Annotated in this window: 17 protein-coding genes; 10 read left to right on the top strand and 7 right to left on the bottom strand. The window is 69.5% G+C overall.

The features are described from left to right. The first annotated feature begins 9 nt into the window (after nt 1–9). The 6 genes from WDZ97_RS18525 to WDZ97_RS18500 all read left to right on the top strand — a co-directional run bounded on the left by WDZ97_RS18525 (nt 10) and on the right by WDZ97_RS18500 (nt 8,517). Nucleotides 10–1,587 (top strand): hypothetical protein, encoded by a 1,578-nt coding sequence (locus WDZ97_RS18525; protein WP_425763738.1) that lies wholly within the window; start codon nt 10–12, stop codon nt 1,585–1,587. Beyond that, nucleotides 1,584–3,458: an MFS transporter gene (locus WDZ97_RS18520; protein ID WP_425763737.1), complete on the top strand. Its 1,875-nt coding sequence runs from the start codon at nt 1,584–1,586 to the stop codon at nt 3,456–3,458. Before WDZ97_RS18525 ends, WDZ97_RS18520 begins: the two co-directional genes overlap by 4 nt. Before the next feature lie 28 nt (nt 3,459–3,486). Continuing rightward, entirely contained in the window at nt 3,487–6,204 is a 2,718-nt protein-coding gene (locus WDZ97_RS18515) for a DUF2339 domain-containing protein (protein ID WP_425763736.1), read from the top strand. Continuing rightward, nucleotides 6,201–6,728, top strand: a complete 528-nt coding sequence (locus WDZ97_RS18510) for a DUF3617 domain-containing protein (protein WP_425763735.1) — start codon at nt 6,201–6,203, stop codon at nt 6,726–6,728. The genes WDZ97_RS18515 and WDZ97_RS18510 overlap by 4 nt, the downstream gene beginning before the upstream one ends. Before the next feature lie 57 nt (nt 6,729–6,785). Then, nucleotides 6,786–7,805, top strand: a complete 1,020-nt coding sequence (locus WDZ97_RS18505; protein WP_304007075.1) for a hypothetical protein — start codon at nt 6,786–6,788, stop codon at nt 7,803–7,805. 88 nt (nt 7,806–7,893) lie between these two features. Beyond that, on the top strand, nt 7,894–8,517 hold the full coding sequence (locus WDZ97_RS18500) for a Clp protease ClpP (protein ID WP_425763734.1): 624 nt from the start codon (nt 7,894–7,896) through the stop codon (nt 8,515–8,517). A 7-nt stretch (nt 8,518–8,524) separates the two neighbouring features. Here the strand turns inward: WDZ97_RS18500 and WDZ97_RS18495 are convergent, their stop codons facing one another. Beyond that, the gene (locus WDZ97_RS18495) at nt 8,525–9,073 is read right to left on the bottom strand and encodes a YaeQ family protein (protein ID WP_425763733.1); all 549 of its coding nucleotides are present in this window, start codon (nt 9,071–9,073) and stop codon (nt 8,525–8,527) included. Nucleotides 9,074–9,117: 44 nt separating this feature from the next. Here WDZ97_RS18495 and WDZ97_RS18490 point away from each other — a divergent pair, with 44 nt between their 5' ends. From WDZ97_RS18490 to WDZ97_RS18480, 3 genes are read left to right on the top strand one after another with little or no spacing between them, the layout of a single operon-like run. Further along, on the top strand, nt 9,118–9,381 hold the full coding sequence (locus WDZ97_RS18490; protein WP_020166296.1) for a hypothetical protein: 264 nt from the start codon (nt 9,118–9,120) through the stop codon (nt 9,379–9,381). 7 nt (nt 9,382–9,388) lie between these two features. Then, nucleotides 9,389–9,577 carry a hypothetical protein gene (locus WDZ97_RS18485; RefSeq protein ID WP_425763732.1) on the top strand — a complete coding sequence of 63 codons (189 nt, stop codon included), beginning with the start codon at nt 9,389–9,391 and terminating at the stop codon, nt 9,575–9,577. 2 nt (nt 9,578–9,579) lie between these two features. Next, on the top strand, nt 9,580–10,038 hold the full coding sequence (locus WDZ97_RS18480; RefSeq protein WP_425763731.1) for a YaiI/YqxD family protein: 459 nt from the start codon (nt 9,580–9,582) through the stop codon (nt 10,036–10,038). Between the two features lie 73 nt (nt 10,039–10,111). Here WDZ97_RS18480 and WDZ97_RS18475 read toward each other — a convergent pair whose 3' ends face one another. Next, entirely contained in the window at nt 10,112–10,438 is a 327-nt protein-coding gene (locus tag WDZ97_RS18475; protein ID WP_425763730.1) for a Rieske 2Fe-2S domain-containing protein, read from the bottom strand. Nucleotides 10,439–10,904: 466 nt separating this feature from the next. Between WDZ97_RS18475 and WDZ97_RS18470 the strand changes: the two genes are divergently transcribed. After that, the gene (locus WDZ97_RS18470; RefSeq protein WP_425763729.1) at nt 10,905–11,552 is read left to right on the top strand and encodes an OmpW/AlkL family protein; all 648 of its coding nucleotides are present in this window, start codon (nt 10,905–10,907) and stop codon (nt 11,550–11,552) included. On the opposite strand, the gene WDZ97_RS18465 is transcribed toward WDZ97_RS18470, so the two are convergent. From WDZ97_RS18465 to bluB, 5 genes are read right to left on the bottom strand one after another with little or no spacing between them, the layout of a single operon-like run. Next, nucleotides 11,540–12,376 carry an ABC transporter substrate-binding protein gene (locus tag WDZ97_RS18465; RefSeq protein ID WP_425763728.1) on the bottom strand — a complete coding sequence of 279 codons (837 nt, stop codon included), beginning with the start codon at nt 12,374–12,376 and terminating at the stop codon, nt 11,540–11,542. The two genes, WDZ97_RS18470 and WDZ97_RS18465, sit on opposite strands and share 13 nt — an antisense overlap. Then, complete coding sequence (locus WDZ97_RS18460; RefSeq protein ID WP_425763727.1) at nt 12,373–13,254, bottom strand: cobalamin-binding protein; 882 nt, start codon at nt 13,252–13,254, stop codon at nt 12,373–12,375. The genes WDZ97_RS18465 and WDZ97_RS18460 overlap by 4 nt, the downstream gene beginning before the upstream one ends. Nucleotides 13,255–13,306: 52 nt before the next feature. Continuing rightward, nucleotides 13,307–14,311, bottom strand: a complete 1,005-nt coding sequence (gene cobD, locus WDZ97_RS18455) for a threonine-phosphate decarboxylase CobD (protein WP_425763726.1) — start codon at nt 14,309–14,311, stop codon at nt 13,307–13,309. Then, nucleotides 14,308–15,276, bottom strand: a complete 969-nt coding sequence (gene cbiB / locus WDZ97_RS18450) for an adenosylcobinamide-phosphate synthase CbiB (protein WP_425763725.1) — start codon at nt 15,274–15,276, stop codon at nt 14,308–14,310. The genes cobD and cbiB overlap by 4 nt, the downstream gene beginning before the upstream one ends. Beyond that, the gene (gene bluB, locus WDZ97_RS18445; RefSeq protein WP_304007054.1) at nt 15,255–15,920 is read right to left on the bottom strand and encodes a 5,6-dimethylbenzimidazole synthase; all 666 of its coding nucleotides are present in this window, start codon (nt 15,918–15,920) and stop codon (nt 15,255–15,257) included. The genes cbiB and bluB overlap by 22 nt, the downstream gene beginning before the upstream one ends. Nucleotides 15,921–15,922 lie beyond the last annotated feature (2 nt).

Below are 15,922 nucleotides of genomic sequence, written 5' to 3'. Positions count from 1 at the left end.
CTGGCACTCATGACGAGTGCCCCTCCTACGCCTGCCGCACCGCGCGACGCTCTGGCCGACAGCCGGATCGGCCTGTACGCCGGCAGCGACTTCCGGCTCGCCTCCGGCCGCTGTACCGACTGCGCCGCACCGCCGCAGGCGCTGTGGTACTTCACCGACGACACCATCGCCGAGCCGCGGGCCGACGCTGCCGGCTTCGTCGCCACGCTGCCGGCGCAGGACGACGTGCGGCAGTGGGCCTACGCGAACGAATGGCAGCCGGACGCGCAGAAGCCCGCGCTGATCTGGCTCGGCTCACCGCATGTCGCCGACGACGCGCAGCTCGATGCCGACGGTCGCACGCTCTCCTTCGCCGACGGCACGCGCGCCGGCTTCGCGCTGGTGCCGCAGCTGCCGTCCAACGTGTCGTGGTTCAACGCCGACAGCACGGCCTGGCTGCAGGGCCAGCGGCTCTCGCTGCGTGGCGCGCGGTCGGGCGACAGCTTCACCGCGCGCACGATCTGGCCGTCGTCCTTCGACATCGACCTCGCTGCACTGACGCCGTCGCCGCTGCAGGACGGCGAAACGCTGGCGACACTGGTACGCGCCGACGACGGTGGCGCACGCACGCCGGCGTCGACGCGACTGCTGTGGGAGCGCACGCCGGGGGCTGCGCGCGCAGCGGCGGGCAAGCCAGTGCTGGCCATCATGCTCAACGGTGCGCAGGGCGACGATGACGAGGCGCACGGCGGCCACTTCGCGATCGCCACCGGCCTGATGGGCGCACGCGGCGAGTGGAAGGACTGGCTGGTCGCGAACTTCTACAACCTCGACGCGCACAGTGAAAAGGGCATCATCGCCTCGATGCTGACGATGGATGCCTACCTGACCGATCTCAACGGCGGCCAGAGCTGGTACCGCCCGTCGTACATGCTGGTCGCCGTGCTGCGCGAGGGCCGCGCGGCGCGCCTGTACGACCAGGGCATCGCGCGCGTGTTCAACCACTTCTACCGGCACGACTTCAGCTACCGCCATGCCAGCGCGAACTGCGCCGGCATCAGCCTGGACACGCTGCGCTCGCTTGGCTGGAGCATCCCGACCCTGGGTCCGACCTCGAAGGCCAAGGCCTGGCTCGGCCTGCCCTACATGGCCATCAAGGACATGAGCGTGAGCAGCGGCACGCAGGCCTTCGACTACATGATGGCTGAACGCAGCGGGCTGTTTCCGTTCGTCGCCTTCAACGTCGCCGGCAGCGACCTGCTCGGGCGGCTAACCCAGGGCAAGGTGATGGACCAGGGGCTGGAACGCCTGCTGGCCGACGACGTCGAGGCGGTCCTGTTCGTGCGCGTGCCGCAGATTCCGTCCTCGCGCGCCTTCGGCAGCGCACCGGTCGCCAGCTACGAGGAATACATGGCGCGCGTGCCGGCCGAACGCAGCCAGTGGGTGGTGCGGCCAGCGCCGCCACGCCCCTTCCCGGACGAGTTGCGCGACCCGCAGGCGCCGAAGGAGCCGCTGCCGGCGTCGCGTCGCGCGTTGATCGTTTGGCTGGTCGGCGCCGCGGCGGTGATCGCCTTCGTCGCGTACCGGCTGCTGCGGAGAACGTCATGAGTTCGCAGTTCCATCTGCTGAAGGAAACGCGTTTCCGCCCCTTCTTCCTGACCCAGCTGCTGGGCGCGCTGAACGACAACGTGTTCAAGACCGCGCTGATCACGCTGCTCACCTTCCGCGCCGGCAGCATCACCGACGTGTCGCCGGCGCTGCTGGCCACCGTGCTGCCCGGCGTGTTCATCCTGCCCTTCTTCCTGTTCTCCGCCACCTGCGGCCAGATTGCCGACAAATACGACCGCGCGATGCTGGCGCGGCTGTCCAAGGTGATCGAGATCGCGGTGATGGGCCTGGGCGCCATCGGTTTCGTCGCCGCCAGCCTGCCGGCGCTGGTGCTGGCCCTGTTCCTGATGGGCACGCAATCGACGCTGTTCGGACCGGTCAAGTACGCCTACCTGCCGCAGCACCTGCACGACGGCGAACTGGTCGGCGGCAACGGCCTGGTCGAATCGGCCACCTTCGTCGCCATCCTGCTCGGCCAGATACTCGGCGCCTGGCTGGTCGGCGTGACCGACGCCTGGGGCCTGTCGGCCGCCGTGCTGCTGCTGGCGCTCGCCGGCTGGTGGACCAGCCGCGGCATCCCGCGCTCGCCGGCGCCCGAGCCGGCCATGCGCATCGACTGGAATCCGGTCAGTTCGACCCGCGACAACCTGCGCTTCGCGGTTGGCAACCGCACGGTCTGGCTGTCGCTGCTCGGCATATCGTGGTTCTGGTTCTATGGCGCCACGCTGCTCGCGCAGTTCCCGGTCTACGCGTCGGACGTGCTGGGCGGTGGCGAGCACGTGTTCATCCTGCTGCTGGCGGTGTTCTCGGTCGGCGTCGGCACCGGCTCGCTGCTGTGCGAAAAGCTGTCCGGCGGCCGCATCGAGATCGGTCTGGTGCCCTTCGGCGCGATCGGCCTCACGCTATTCGGCGTCGATCTGTTCTTCGCCACACCGTCCGCGCCGCTGCCGGGTGACGGCAGCGTGAGCGCCTTCCTGCAGCACGCGGCGCACTGGCGCATGCTGATCGACATCGCGCTGCTCGGCGCGGCAGGCGGCCTCTACATCGTGCCGCTGTACGCGCTGATCCAGACCCGCTGCGAACGCAGCCACGCGGCACGCGTGATCGCCGCCAACAACATCCTGAACGCGGGCTTCATGGTCGCGTCGGCTGGCGTGAGCCTGCTGCTGTTCGAGGCGGGGCTGAACATCCCGCAGCTCTTCCTGGTGGCCGCGCTGTTCAACGCGGCGGTGGCGGTGTTCATCTACGCGCTGGTGCCGGAATTCCTGATGCGCTTCATCGTGTGGCTTCTGGTGCACACGGTGTACCGGCTCGACAAGAAGGGACTGGACAACATTCCCGCCGACGGCCCGGCGGTCATCGTCTGCAACCATGTGAGCTTCGTCGACGCGCTGGTGATCACCGCAGCATGCCCGCGGCCGATACGCTTCGTCATGCACCACGCCATCTTCCGGCTGCCGGTGCTGCGCTTCGTGTTCCGCACCAACCGCTGCATCCCGATCGCGTCGGCCAAGGAAGACCCGAAGCTGCTGGAGCGCGCCTACGACGACATCGCCGCCGCGTTGGAAGCGGGCGAACTGGTCGGCATCTTCCCGGAAGGACTGATCACCGACACCGGCGACATCTACCCCTTCAAACCGGGCATCACGCGCATCGTCGCGCGCACGCCGGTACCGGTGGTGCCGCTGGCGCTGCGCGGCCTGTGGGGCAGCTTCTTCTCGCGCAAGGGCGGCCCGGCGATGACCAGGCCGCTGCGCCGCGGCCTGTTCAACCGCATCGAACTGGTCGGCGCGCCGGCAGTGGCGCCGGAGGCGGCGACACCGGACGCACTGCAGGCCATCGTCGCCGGCCTGCGCGGCGAACGCCGATGAGCGCCCCTGGCCACGACGGAGCGCGCCGATGCTGACCGCCATCCTCTGTGTTCTCGGCCTGATCGCCGGCGCCGCGCACGGCGAGATCGAAGCCTTCTTCGGCGCCCTCGCCGGTCTGACTGCGGGCCTGTGGGTGTCGGCCCGCACCGCCGCGCGCGAACGCGCGGTGCAGGCGCACCTGCGCGAACTCGACGACAAGACGCGCTGGCTGTACGAAGCGCTGAAAGCGCGGCCGGTGGCGGCACCCGGCCCCGAAGCCACGAGCGCGGTACCGGACGAAGCGGAGACACCGGTCAGCACCGAAGCAGCGCCTGCCGTCGCGCCGGCCGTGGTCGAACCGGCAGCGGTCAGCACACAGGCCGCACCGCTCGACGCGCTGCACGCCGAGGGCACGCGCCCGGCGACACGGCCGCAGCCGCCGGCAACCGACGCGGCCGAACGCGACGACCTCATCCGCCCGCTCGCCACACTGTGGTCGCGTCTGATGGGCAGCAATCCGCTGGCGCGCATCGGCGTCATCGTGCTGTTCTTCGGCGTCGCGTCGGCGCTGCGGCTGGCGGCCCAGGCCGGCTGGCTGCCGCCGGAACTGCGACTGGCCGCCGCCGTCGCCACCGGCGTGGCGATGATCGTTCTCGGTCTGCGCATGCCGGGTGAAGGGCCACGCCGCATGTTCGCGCTGGCGATCCAGGGCGGCGGCTTCGCGCTGCTCTATCTGGCGGTCTATTTCGCGCTGGCGCGCTACGGCTTCATCGGGCCGGCGCCCGCCTTCCTGCTGTTTGCCGCGCTCGGCGTGGCCTGCGCTGTCTGCGCTGCGCGGCAGGCCTCGCAGGTGCTGGCGCTGCTCGGCCTGTCCGGCGCCTTCGTCGCACCGATGCTGGCGTCCAGCGGGCAGGGCCAGTACATCGTGCTGTTCAGCTACTACCTGCTGCTCGACGCCTTCATCATCGCGCTGAGCTGGCGCCGTGCCTGGCGCGCGCTCATCTTCGCCGGCTTTCTGTTCACCTTCGCCGTCGGCACCGGCTGGGGCCTGCGCAGCTATGTCGCGGACGACTATCTCGCCGTACAGGGCTTCCTGATCGCCTTCTTCGTGCTGTTCACCGCCACCCATGTCGCCCAGACCGTGCTGCGCGCGCCAGGCGCCTCGGGCTGGCAGTCCGGCAGCCTGCTGTTCGGCCCGCCGCTGGCCGCCGGCGTACTGCAGGCCGCGCTAGTACAGCCCTACGAGTACGGTGCCGCGATCAGCGCCGCCCTGGCCGGCCTGTACTACCTCGGACTGGCCGGCCTGCTGCGCAGCCGCGCGCCGGACGAAACACTGACCTTCCGCGCCCACGCCGGCATCGGTGCCGCGCTGCTGACGCTGGCCGTGCCGCTGGCGTTCGACCTGCAGATGACCGCCGCGATCTACGCGGTCGAAGGTGCGGCGGCGCTGTGGTACGGCTGCGCCCGCGCGTCGCGCCTGACGCTGTGGGCCGGCGCCACGCTGCAGGTCGCCGCCGGCTTCTGGCTGGCCGCCTCGCTCGACACGCTGACCGTCGCGTGGCCGCTGCTCAACGGCCGCACGCTGGGCTGCCTGCTGCTGGCCGGTGCGGCGTTGTCCTCGGTGCGCGTGCTGCGCCAGACCGGCGCCGGCGCCGACTGGCTGCCGAAGGCGCTCACGCTGTGGCTGGCCGGCTGGTGGCTGTTCGGGGGTCTGGCCGACATCGACGACTTCGTACCGCACGACCTGCAGCCGGCCATCGCGCTGCTGTTCGGCGTCGCCAGCGCCGCCTTCTCCGAACAGCAGGGCCGCGCCCGCGACTTCATCACCGCCCGCGCGCTGGCCGCATTGACGCTGCCCATCCTGTGGGCCGGCAGTTTGCTCGCCTGGGACCAGCACGCGCACCTGCTGTACGGTGCGATGGCGCTTGCGCTGCCACTGGCCTGGGCCACCCACCTGTGGGTACTGCGCCGGCAGGACGAAGACGGTGCTGCACTGCTGAACACCGCACGCCACGTCGCCACCGCGTGGACGCTGCTGCTGTCGGTCGGCATCGAAGCCGGCAGCTGGCTGGCCGACTGGCTGCCGGGGCAGGACCTGTGGGGCTGGCTGGCCTGGATCGCCGTCTGGCTCACGGCCGGCCGAGCGCTGCAATCGGCGCTGTCCGCTGACGGCGAGAAAGCCGACGTCTGGCCCTGGGCCGCCGCGCCCGAGGCCTACGCGCGCACCGTGCTGTGGCCGGTCGCCGGCCTTTTGCTGCTGACCGTCGTCGCGCTGCAGTTCGGCCACGACGGCGGCTCCGCCCTGCCCTATCTACCGCTGGCGTCGGCGCTCGATCTGGCCAGCGTCGCCGCGCTGCTGTGGCTGGCACGCAGCCGTCTGCTGCCGCGGACGCTGGTCGGCGCGGCCGGTCTGCTGTGGGTGTCGGCATTGGCGGCGCGCGGCGTGCACCACCTCGCCGGGGTGGCGTGGTCGGCCACCGCCATGTTCCAATCCACCCTTCTGCAGGCGACGCTGTCGCTGACCTGGGCGCTGACCGCACTCGCATTGATGATGTACGCGACACGACGCGGTGTGCGCACGCTGTGGTTCGCCGGCTTCGCGCTGCTTGCCGCCGTCGGCGCCAAGATGCTGATGATCGACCTGGCCGGCGCCGGCACGGTCGAATGGACCGGCTCGCTGCTGGGCATCGGCGCGCTCATCCTGATTGCCAGTTACGTCGCACCGGTGCCGCCCGGCACGCTTCCAGATGGAGAGGACACCCGATGAAAAGACTGCTCGTTCCTGCCGCACTCGCGCTGGCCGCACTCGGCCCTGTGCACGCCGCCGACATCAAGCCCGGCCTGTGGGAATTCAAGTCGGCCATGAGCATGCCGGGCATGCCCGACATGTCGGCGCAGATGGCGCGCATGCAGGAAGAAATGAAGAAGATGCCGCCGGAAGCGCGCAAGATGATGGAACAGCAGATGGCCGCGCAGGGCGTGGCCATGGGCAGCGGCGGCGCGGTCCGCGTCTGCATCACGCCGGACGACGCCAAGCGCAGCGACATCTACTCCGGCAAGAACGACGGCAGCTGCACCTACAGCAACGTCACGAACACCGCGAAATCGGTCAAGGGCAAGATCAGCTGCACCAATCCGAAAGCCAGCGGCGACTTCGAGGCGGTGATCGACAGTCCGACCCATTTCACGTCGAAAATGAACATGCAGTCGGCGGAGGGGTCGATGAAGGCTGACACCGACGCGCGCTGGATCGCCGCCGACTGCTGCGCGGTCAAACCGACCGCCCGCTGATCCGCCGACTGTCCGACCTGACGCTTCACCCGATTGCAGACCCAACGCTGAACAGGAATGAAGGATTCACTGCTGCGGACGCCACTGGCGGACGCGACCGGACAGCCCGCCCGTCCGCAGCCGCCTGAACAGCCCATGCACGCCGCACATCCCGAACACCCGCGCAACCGCCGGCGGGCCGACAGCCTCGCACCGTTCTCGCTGAGCGTCGAGACCAGTCCGCTCGGCGACACCAGTCTGCATTTCCGCGTCCGCCCGAGCGGGTTGATCGCGCTCGTGCTGGCGCTGCTGATCCACGCGCTCGCGCTGTGGTGGGTGATGCGGCCGAAGGCGGAGCCGGAACAGCCGCTCGGTGCCAACCAGCCGATCAGCGTGCGCATGATCACGCCGGAGGCGCCGCGCCAGGCGGCTGCGGCGCCACCACAGGCCGCCGCGCCGACGCCGCCTGCTCCCAGGCCCAAAAAGCAGCCGCCCAAGAAGCAGCGCGAAAAGGCCCGCAAGGCGCCGCCGGTGCCGACCGAGCCGCCGGTCGCCCGCGTGCCGGTGCCCGAACCCGCCCCCGCACCCCCGCCGCCCAAGCCAGCCGTTGCACCGGACGCGCCGACCGACATGGCGTCCTTCGTCGCCGCCCAGCGCGAGAAACGCCGGCTGGCCGAAGAGGCCGCCGCCGGCGAGAACGCCGCCGCGCGCGCCCGCGAACAGGGCCCGTCGGCGGACGACATCGCTGCCGCCAACATCAAGCGCAACCTGCAGCAGCCGGGCACCAACGGCGTGTTTCAGATCACCCGCAAGAGCGTGCGCACCGCCGCCTTCGTATTCCGCGGCTGGACCACCGACGCCGGCAATGCGCGACGCGAATTCATCGAGGTCGACGCCGGCCTCAACGGCGACATCGAGCGCGCCGTCGTGCAGCGCATGATCGAACTGATACGCCGCTACTACAGCGGCAACTTCAACTGGGAATCGCTGCGCCTGGGTCGCACCGTCGTGCTGTCGGCGCGGCCGGAGCATCAGAAGGAACTGGAGGACTTCCTGATCAAGGAGTTCTTCCGGGTCGGTGCGCAATACCCGCCGTAGTCGCGCCGAGCGCCTGTCGTGCCGCAGCGCAGCTTGGTGACGGCATGGCGGACGCCCGATAATCCGGGCGCACACGGAGGATTTCACGATGCCGCGCCACCCTGCACTGCCGGACGACGAAGAGAACGGAATGACGGACGCCGAACCATTCTGCGGTCTTGCCCGCTATGAACGGCAGATGCCCATTCACCAGATTTCCTACTATCTGTGCGGCGAAATCCGCGAACCGCACCACTACACCGATCTGTTCTACACGCTGCGCACCGCGGCCGAGACCGACCTGATCTACCTGCACCTGAATTCGCCCGGCGGCGAATTCGACACCGGCCTGCAGATCATCAACAACATCCGCGCCTCCGAGGCGCACGTGGTCACCGTGCTCGAAGCGCGCGCCTTCTCGATGGCCGCCTTCATCTTCCTCAGCGGCGACGAATTGATAGTGCATGACAACTGCCAGCTCATGTTCCACACCTATTCCGGCAGCCTGGACGGCCGCGGCAGCGAACAGCAGGCGCAAGTGGCCGCCGTCAGCAGCTGGTTCGAGAAGATGACGACGCGGCTGTGCTCGCCCTTCCTCAGCGACAGCGAAATCAGCCGCATCCTGAAAGGCAGCGACGTGTGGATGGATTCCGACGGCGTGCGGCAACGGCTGATGCGTATGCAGCGCGCACGCGCACGGCCGGCGCAGCGCAAGGTGGCGAAGGCGGACTGACGGTGCGTCAGTCCGCAGAGAGCCGGTGCACGGTTTCCAGCACCGGCTGCAGCATGGCGCTGTCGTCGCCGAACCAGATCTGCCCTTCCTGCACGATGCACTGCAGCTCCATGCCGCGTTGCGCCAGCGCGGCGAGCGCCTGGGTGTCGGCCGGCGCAAGGCGATAGACGGTCAGGTTGGCAAGCTTCGCCAGCGTGCCCTTGGCCTGTTCCCACCACTGCACAGCCGTGCGGCCATAGGTCAACACCACGACACGGTCGGCGCGGCCGGCCGCCTTGCGCACCAGACGCTCGTCCGGCAGACCGACATCCAGCCACAGGCTGATGGCGCCAGTGAGGTCGGTTTCGTGCAGGTCAGCCTCGTCCTCGGTACTGAGGCCGCGACCGAAGCGCAGTGACTCGGAGGCATGCAGCGCAAAGGCCAGCACGCGCACCATCATCCTTTCGTCGTTCTCGGACGGATGGCGGGCGACGGTCAGCGCGTACTCGCCGTAGTGCGGCCGGTCCATGTCGGACACGTTCAATTTGATCTTGTAGATGGTGGATTTCAGAGCCATGGCCGACAATGTGCGCGATTCGAAAGACCGCACAGGATACCGACGTGAAGAAAACCGATCTGTACAAGAATGAAAGACTGAAGGTGGTGGCGCAGATGAAGCACGCCGCCGGGGCAAAGAGCGCACTGGGCGCAGCACCGGTCGTGGACCGCAAGGAACAGCGCAGGCTCGACGCCGAGCGCGGCCTGGTGCCGTTCGCCGTGAAGATTCCGGCCGAACTGGCGGCGCGCCTGCGCGACCTCGCGACCGAGCGCCAGGTGTCGCTGAACGATCTGGTGGATGAACTGCTGCGCAAGGCGCTCGACTGAGGCCGCCGTGCTGCGCGCCATCTTCGTCCTCAATCTGGTGACGGTCGGGCTGTTCTACCTGCCCGGCTGGCTCACGCTGCGCGTGCTGACGCTGGGGCGCTATCCGCCGCCGCGCGGCGAGCCGCACAGCGAGGAGGCGGTGGCGCTGTTCGGCTTCGTCGTCACGCTGGCGCTGCTGCTGTGGTGGCTGATGTGAGCATGGCGCCGGCCATCTGGGTCGATGCCGACGCCTGCCCTGCGCCGGTGAAAGACATCCTGTTCCGTGCCGCCGCACGTACCGGCCTGCAGCTGACGCTGGTCGCCAACAAGCTGCTGCGCGTACCACCGTCGCCGCACATCCGCGCGGTGCAGGTGGCGCACGGCTTCGACGCGGCCGATCGCTACATCGAGGAGGCGGTGGGCGCCGGCGACCTGGTGATCACCGCCGACATTCCGCTGGCGGCGGCGGTGCTGGCGCGCGGTGCGCACGCGCTGGAACCGCGCGGCGAGTGGTTCGCGCCGGGCACCATCCACGAGCGGCTGCAGATGCGCGCGTTGATGAACGACCTGCGTGACAGCGGCGTCATGAGCGGCGGACCGTCGGCGTTCTCCACCGCCGACAGTCGCAGTTTCGCCGCTGCGCTGGATGGCTTCCTGGCCAGGCGCAAGGCGCGCTGATCAGCAGCGTTCGCACGACCGGCTGCGATTCCGGCCGCGATCGCGAACAGGCGCGCACCCACAAAACCCCGGCTCAATCCGGCAGATCGACCTCGACCATGCCGTCCACGACGCGCATTGGGTATTCGGTCATTTCGCAGCCGGTGGGCGACAGCCCTGCGCCATTGCGGCCATCGAAAACCCAGCCGTGCGCGATGCAGATCAGCGTGCGCCCGTTGAACACGCCGCGCGCCAGCGACACGTCCTCGTGCGGACAGGCTGCGTCGAAGGCGCGCGGCTGACCGCCGTCCGGCCACATGATGAGCAGTTCGCGACCATCGGCCCGACAGGGCACGAGTTCGCCCTCGTACAGGATCTTCTGCTTGCACACCGGGGTGTAGCCCATGTTCGGTTCCTTCACGACGGATGCGACATGGCGACGTGCGCTTCCCGACGGAAAACGCACGGAGCCGGCCTTGTCCGCACACCCCAGCAAGTTGCGCACCCACGGGGCCTGCAGGCGAGCGAGCCGTCGGCGCCGTTCGCCTGGTCCGACGGCAAGGTGCTGGCCCGGGTGCACAACGGCGTGCAGATGGCGTACTGATCGCCTGCCGCTCACACACGATTCTTTTTCCCGGACCTGCCGGGCCGTGACCGCAGTCCCCCGCAGCACACGCACCACCCCGCCCTGATCTCCGGGTCATAAGAAGACCTCCGCCAGCGCACTCCGTGCCGGCATCTCCCGGGTTCAGGCTTCTCCGCCGCGCGGTCGGCCATAAGTCCGACGCTATCCCTGCTGCAAAAAAACCAATTTTTCGTCGTCTCCCGCCCTTCCTAAAGTGATTCAGCATCCGTGTCCGCGGATGTCGAAACCGGGGGAGATCGACATGACAACAAAGAGCTGGGCAGGCATTGCGGCAGTCGCCGCATCGACATTCATGTTCGCCGGCAGCGCGCAGGCCGCCGAAGGCGACTGGCTGGTACGCGTGCGCGCGCTGCACATGGACCCGTCGAACGACAACTCGACCACCGCCGTGGTCCCCGCGCTGGGCGAGGTGAAGGCGGAAGACAAGCTGTTCCCGGAAGTCGACATCAGCTACTTCTTCACGCCCAACATCGCCGCCGAACTGATCCTGACGGTGCCGCAGAAGCACGACGTCGAACTGGGCGGTGTGGACATCGGCTCGGTCAAGCACCTGCCGCCGACGCTGACGCTGCAGTACCACTTCAACCCGGCCGGCACGGTGCGCCCCTACGCCGGCATCGGCCTGAACTACACGCGCTTTTCCGGCGTGAAGCTGGACGCCGGCACCGTGCTCGGCGGCAGCGTGCCGCTGAAGGTGGACCGCAGCAGCGTCGGCTGGGCGACGCAGATCGGCGTCGACATCCAGCTCGCGCCGCAGTGGTTCCTGAACCTCGACGCCAAGTACGTAAAGATCGACACCGACATATCGGTCAAGGGCGCCGGCATTCCGGTTACCCGGCTGGACATCGATCCGCTGCTGCTGTCGGTCGGTCTGGGCTACCGCTTCTGATCGGCACCGGCCGCGTCGAGGCATGCCTCCAGCGCGGTCAGGCCATCGGTCAGCGCGGCGATGCCCGGCGCCAGTATCAGTGGCGACTTGATCTCGTACAGCCGGTCGTGGGCGACGGCCGGCACCTCAGCCCAGCCCGGCCGCGCGCGCACGTGGTCGGGCTGGAATTTCTTGCCGCACCACGAGCCGATGATGATGTCCGGCGCACGGGCGACCACCGTCAGCGGGTCGTCGATGCGCCGCTCCTTCGCGCTGTGGCGGGTGGCGAAATCGGCGAACACGTCCTCGCCACCGGTCAGTTCGATCAGCTCGGACACCCAGCGGATGCCGGAAATGAGCGGTTCGTCCCACTCCTCGAAATACACGCGCAGCCGCCGGCCGTGGCGCGCGATGCGCGCCTCGCCGCGAACACGCGCGTCATCGAGCCCGCGCCGCAGACCGGCCACCAGCGCCTGCGCCTCGGTTGCGCGGCCAACCAGCGCGCCGGTCGTCACGATCATACGCAGGATGCCGGCGATCGACCGCTGGTTGAACACATGCACCTCGACGCCGGCGCGCACCAGGTCGCGGCACATGTCGGCCTGCAGGTCGGAAAAGGCCAGCACCAGATCCGGTTCGACCGCGAGGATGCGTTCCAGCTTGCCGGACGAGAAGCCGCTGATCTTCGGCTTGTCACGGCGCGCTTCGGGTGGCCGCACGGTGAAGCCGGAAATGCCGGCGATGCGGTCGGCCTCGCCCAGTGCGTACAGCACCTCGACCGCCTCGGTACACAGACAGGCGATGCGCTTGGGATACGGATCTCCGCGCAGATCGCCGGCGCTCATTTGCGGCCCGCCTTCTGGCGCGCCTGTTCCAGCTGTTCGCACAGCTTCTGCGCGCCGTCGAGGATGCGCGGCGTGTGCCGCTGCAGGACTTCCGGCGGAATGAAGTAGAGGTTGTCGCCCTTCACCGCCGGCAGCGCGCTCCAGCGCCGCCAGGCGTCCAGCCACTCGGGCCGCGACTCACCCATGCCACTGGCGACGATGACTTCGGGCGCGGCCGCCAGCACCGCCTCCTCGGTCACCGTCGGCGCCAGTATCGGCAGGCCGGCGAACACGTTGCGCCCGCCGCACAGCGCCATCACGTCGGAAATGAGGTGCTGCCCGTTGATGGTCATCAGCGGCTTGTTCCAGATCTGGTAGAACACCGCGACCGGCGGCCGCGCTGCGTACTGCTTCGCCAGCGCGTCGCGCCGCGCGCGGAAGGCACGCGCCGACTCGTCGGCCTCGCGCGGCGTGGCGGCGATGCGGCCGAAGGTTTCGATCGCGCGCGCCACGTCGTCCAGACTGCGCGGCTCGTTCACGAACACCGGTATGCCGAGCTTCTCCAGCTTGTCGTACTGCTGGTTGCGGTTGCCGCTCTTCCACACGATCACCAGATCCGGCTTCAGCGCGACCACCGCCTCCATGTCCACCGAGGTGTAGCCGCCAACGCGCGGAATCGTCTTCGCCGCTTCCGGATAGTCGCTGTACTGGGTCGCGCCGACCACCTTGCCGCCGGCGCCGGCGGCGAACAGCAGTTCGGTCACGTGCGGGGCCAGACTGACGATGCGCTGCGCCGGCGCGGCCAGCACCACGGTGCGGCCAGCGTCGTCGGTCAGCCGCAGTTCGGCCGCGGCGGGCAGCGCCAGCGCGGCGAACAGCAGGAAAAGTGCCTTCTTCATCCCTTCATTCCTCGAATATCGCGCAGGCGCGGTCGCGGTCGGAAGACCGCTCCTACTGGACGGCTGTCCGTATGTCGTCGATCGCCTGTTCCAGCCGCTGCCACTGCGCCTCGTCTTCCGGCAGACCGAAGCGCAGCGCCGCCGGGGCGTCGAAATGGCGCAGCAGGATGCCGCGCCGGCAGAAGGCGTCGTTCAGCGCCGCGGCATCGGCGGTCTGCACGCGCTGGAAAAGCACACAGCCGCTCACCTCGCCCCAGCCGGTCGCACGCAGCAGCGCTGCGAGCCGCGCGCCTTCGGTCGCCAGCCGCGCGCGCTGTTGCGCCTGCCAGTCGCGGTCGGCCAGCGCGCGCTGCGCCACCCAGCGTGACGGGCCGGCCACCGGCCACGGCCCGAGCCGCGCCGCCAGCGCGTCGCGCAACGACTGTTCGGCGAACATGAAGCCGACGCGCGCACCGGCCAGACCGAAGAACTTGCCGAGCGAGCGCAGCACGATCAGCCCCGCCCGACCGGCATGACACACCACGCTGGCATCCGGCGTGGCGTCGATGAAGGCCTCGTCGACGATGAGCGTGCCGCCGCGGGCGGCCAGCCGCGCCTGCCAGTCCATCACCTTTTGCGGCGGAAACAGCGTGCCGCAAGGGTTGTTCGGCTGTACCAGCAGCAGCACGTCGGTGTGGTCCACGACCGCCTCGACCTCGGCCGGGGCGACCGCACGCACCGCGTGCCCGGCCTGCGTCCAGCCGTGCGGGTGTTCGCTGTAGGTCGGCGAAAGTATCGCCACCCGGCTGCGCGGGAACAGCGCCGGCAGCAGCTGGATCGCCGCCTGCGAGCCGGCCAGCGGCAGCAGCGCATCGCTGCCGTAATAGGCGGCGGCAGCGTCCTCCAGCCCGTCGCCGTCTTCCGGCAGGCGCTGCCACACCGATTGCGGCACCGACGGCACCGGCCAGGGCTGCGGATTGATGCCGGTGGACAGGTCTATCCAGTCCTCAGGCGCGATGCCGTAGCGATCGGCGGCGGCCAGCAGACGGCCACCGTGCAGCGGGCGGGCGGGTGTCATGACAGATGCACTCCGAGGGCAAGCAGCAGCGCCACGGTGAGCCAGAGTCGCAGCGCCGCGGCAACCAGAACGACCGCACGGTCGATGTCGGCGGCGCCCGGCGCCGCACCTTCGCCCAACGGCGGGCGCTGTTCGACCGCGCCGTGATAGACCGCCGCACCACCGAGCGACAGATGCAGCGCGCCGGCGCCGGCCGCCATGACCGGGCCGGCGTTCGGGCTGTCCCAGGCCGGCGCCTGCGCGCGCCAGCAGGCGAGCGCCCGACGCGTCGCGCCGCACAGCGCATAGCTCAGCGCCGTCAGCCGCGCCGGGACGAAATTGAGCACGTCGTCGATGCGCGCCGCCGCCCAGCCGAAATAGCGCAGGCGCGGCGTGCGGTAGCCCCACATGGCGTCCAGCGTGTTGGCCAGCCGGAACAGCAGCGCGCCGGGCCCGCCCAGCAGCAGGAACCAGAACAGCGCACCGAACACCGCATCGTTGCCGTTCTCGAGCACCGATTCGGTGGCGGCGCGGGCCACGCCGGCTTCATCGAGCTGCGAGGTGTCGCGGCTGACCATCCAGCCGACGCGGCGCCGCGCCTCGACCAGGTCGCCGGCCGCCAGCGGGCGCGATACCGCGTGCGCGTGTTCGGCCAGACTGCGCGCGCCAAGCGCGAAGTAGAGCAGCAGCAGGTCGATCGTCAGCTGCCAGGGCAGACCCAGGCCGCGCAGCCAGAAGGCCAGCGACAGCAGCGGCAGCACCGCCAGCACCCACGCCAGCAGACCGGTCAGCCGGGTCAGCGGACGGCTCTGGCGGGCAATCACATTCATGTGCGCCTGCAGCCAGCCGGCCAGGTGGCCGAAGCCGACCAGCGGATGCAGGCGGCGCAGTTCGCCGAAACGGCGGTCGAGCATGACGCCGGCGCAGGCGCACAGCGCCAGCACGACGAAGGGGTGCAGCGCATTCACGGCGCGCGCTCCGGCCACACGTTGTCGCCGATCAGCAGGTCTTCCGGCAGCCGGCTGGCCCAGCCTTCGAGCTCGAGCATAGGCGCTTCGTAGAACGCATCGACGTGGCCGATGCACAGCACGGCCAGCGGTCGCGCACCCTCCGGCATCTGCAGCAGCGCCGCCAGCTTCAGCGGGTCGAAGATGGACACCCAGCCCATGCCCAGCCCTTCGGCACGCGCCGCCAGCCACATGTTCTGAATCGCGCAGGCGCAGGAAGCGACGTCCATGTCGGGCATCGTGCGGCGGCCGAATACGTGCTGCTCGCGTCCGCCGCACAGCGCGACCACCAGCAGTTCACCGCTGTCGAGCACGCCCTCGACCTTGAGCCGCATGAATTCGTCCTCGCGCTCGCCAAGCGCGCGCGCGGTGGCCAGCCTTTCCTCCTCGACCAGCCCGTGGATGGCGCGGCGCAACGCGGCGTCGGTGACGCGCACGAAACGCCACGGCTGCATGTAGCCGACGCTGGGCGCGTGATGGGCTGCCCACAACAGGCGACGCAGTACCGCCGGATCGACCGGGTCGGGCCTGAAATGGCGCATGTCGCGTCGCTCGGCGATGGCGCGGTAGAGCGCGTCGCGGGCGTCGTCGGGGTAGCGGTGGGCGTCGTTCGATGCAGTCATGG

It is taken from the genome of Methyloversatilis sp. MC4-4 (assembly GCF_049843555.1).
Taxonomy (GTDB): Bacteria; Pseudomonadota; Gammaproteobacteria; order Burkholderiales; family Rhodocyclaceae; genus Methyloversatilis; species Methyloversatilis discipulorum_B.
The sequence above is the reverse complement of the archived record's forward strand: the minus strand, read 5'-3'. Positions and strand labels throughout refer to the sequence as shown.

Bases quoted from the DNA above. Each gene is read 5' to 3' on its own strand.
- bluB (WP_304007054.1), bottom strand. From the start codon at position 15,920: ATGACTGCATCGAACGACGCCCACCGCTACCCCGACGACGCCCGCGAC.
- WDZ97_RS18480 (WP_425763731.1), top strand. From the start codon at position 9,580: ATGGCGCCGGCCATCTGGGTCGATGCCGACGCCTGCCCTGCGCCGGTG.
- cobD (WP_425763726.1), bottom strand. From the start codon at position 14,311: ATGACACCCGCCCGCCCGCTGCACGGTGGCCGTCTGCTGGCCGCCGCC.
- WDZ97_RS18505 (WP_304007075.1), top strand. From the start codon at position 6,786: ATGAAGGATTCACTGCTGCGGACGCCACTGGCGGACGCGACCGGACAG.
- WDZ97_RS18470 (WP_425763729.1), top strand. From the start codon at position 10,905: ATGACAACAAAGAGCTGGGCAGGCATTGCGGCAGTCGCCGCATCGACA.
- WDZ97_RS18525 (WP_425763738.1), top strand. From the start codon at position 10: ATGACGAGTGCCCCTCCTACGCCTGCCGCACCGCGCGACGCTCTGGCC.
- WDZ97_RS18510 (WP_425763735.1), top strand. From the start codon at position 6,201: ATGAAAAGACTGCTCGTTCCTGCCGCACTCGCGCTGGCCGCACTCGGC.
- WDZ97_RS18515 (WP_425763736.1), top strand. From the start codon at position 3,487: ATGCTGACCGCCATCCTCTGTGTTCTCGGCCTGATCGCCGGCGCCGCG.
- WDZ97_RS18500 (WP_425763734.1), top strand. From the start codon at position 7,894: ATGCCGCGCCACCCTGCACTGCCGGACGACGAAGAGAACGGAATGACG.
- WDZ97_RS18520 (WP_425763737.1), top strand. From the start codon at position 1,584: ATGAGTTCGCAGTTCCATCTGCTGAAGGAAACGCGTTTCCGCCCCTTC.
- WDZ97_RS18465 (WP_425763728.1), bottom strand. From the start codon at position 12,376: ATGAGCGCCGGCGATCTGCGCGGAGATCCGTATCCCAAGCGCATCGCC.
- WDZ97_RS18460 (WP_425763727.1), bottom strand. From the start codon at position 13,254: ATGAAGAAGGCACTTTTCCTGCTGTTCGCCGCGCTGGCGCTGCCCGCC.
- WDZ97_RS18495 (WP_425763733.1), bottom strand. From the start codon at position 9,073: ATGGCTCTGAAATCCACCATCTACAAGATCAAATTGAACGTGTCCGAC.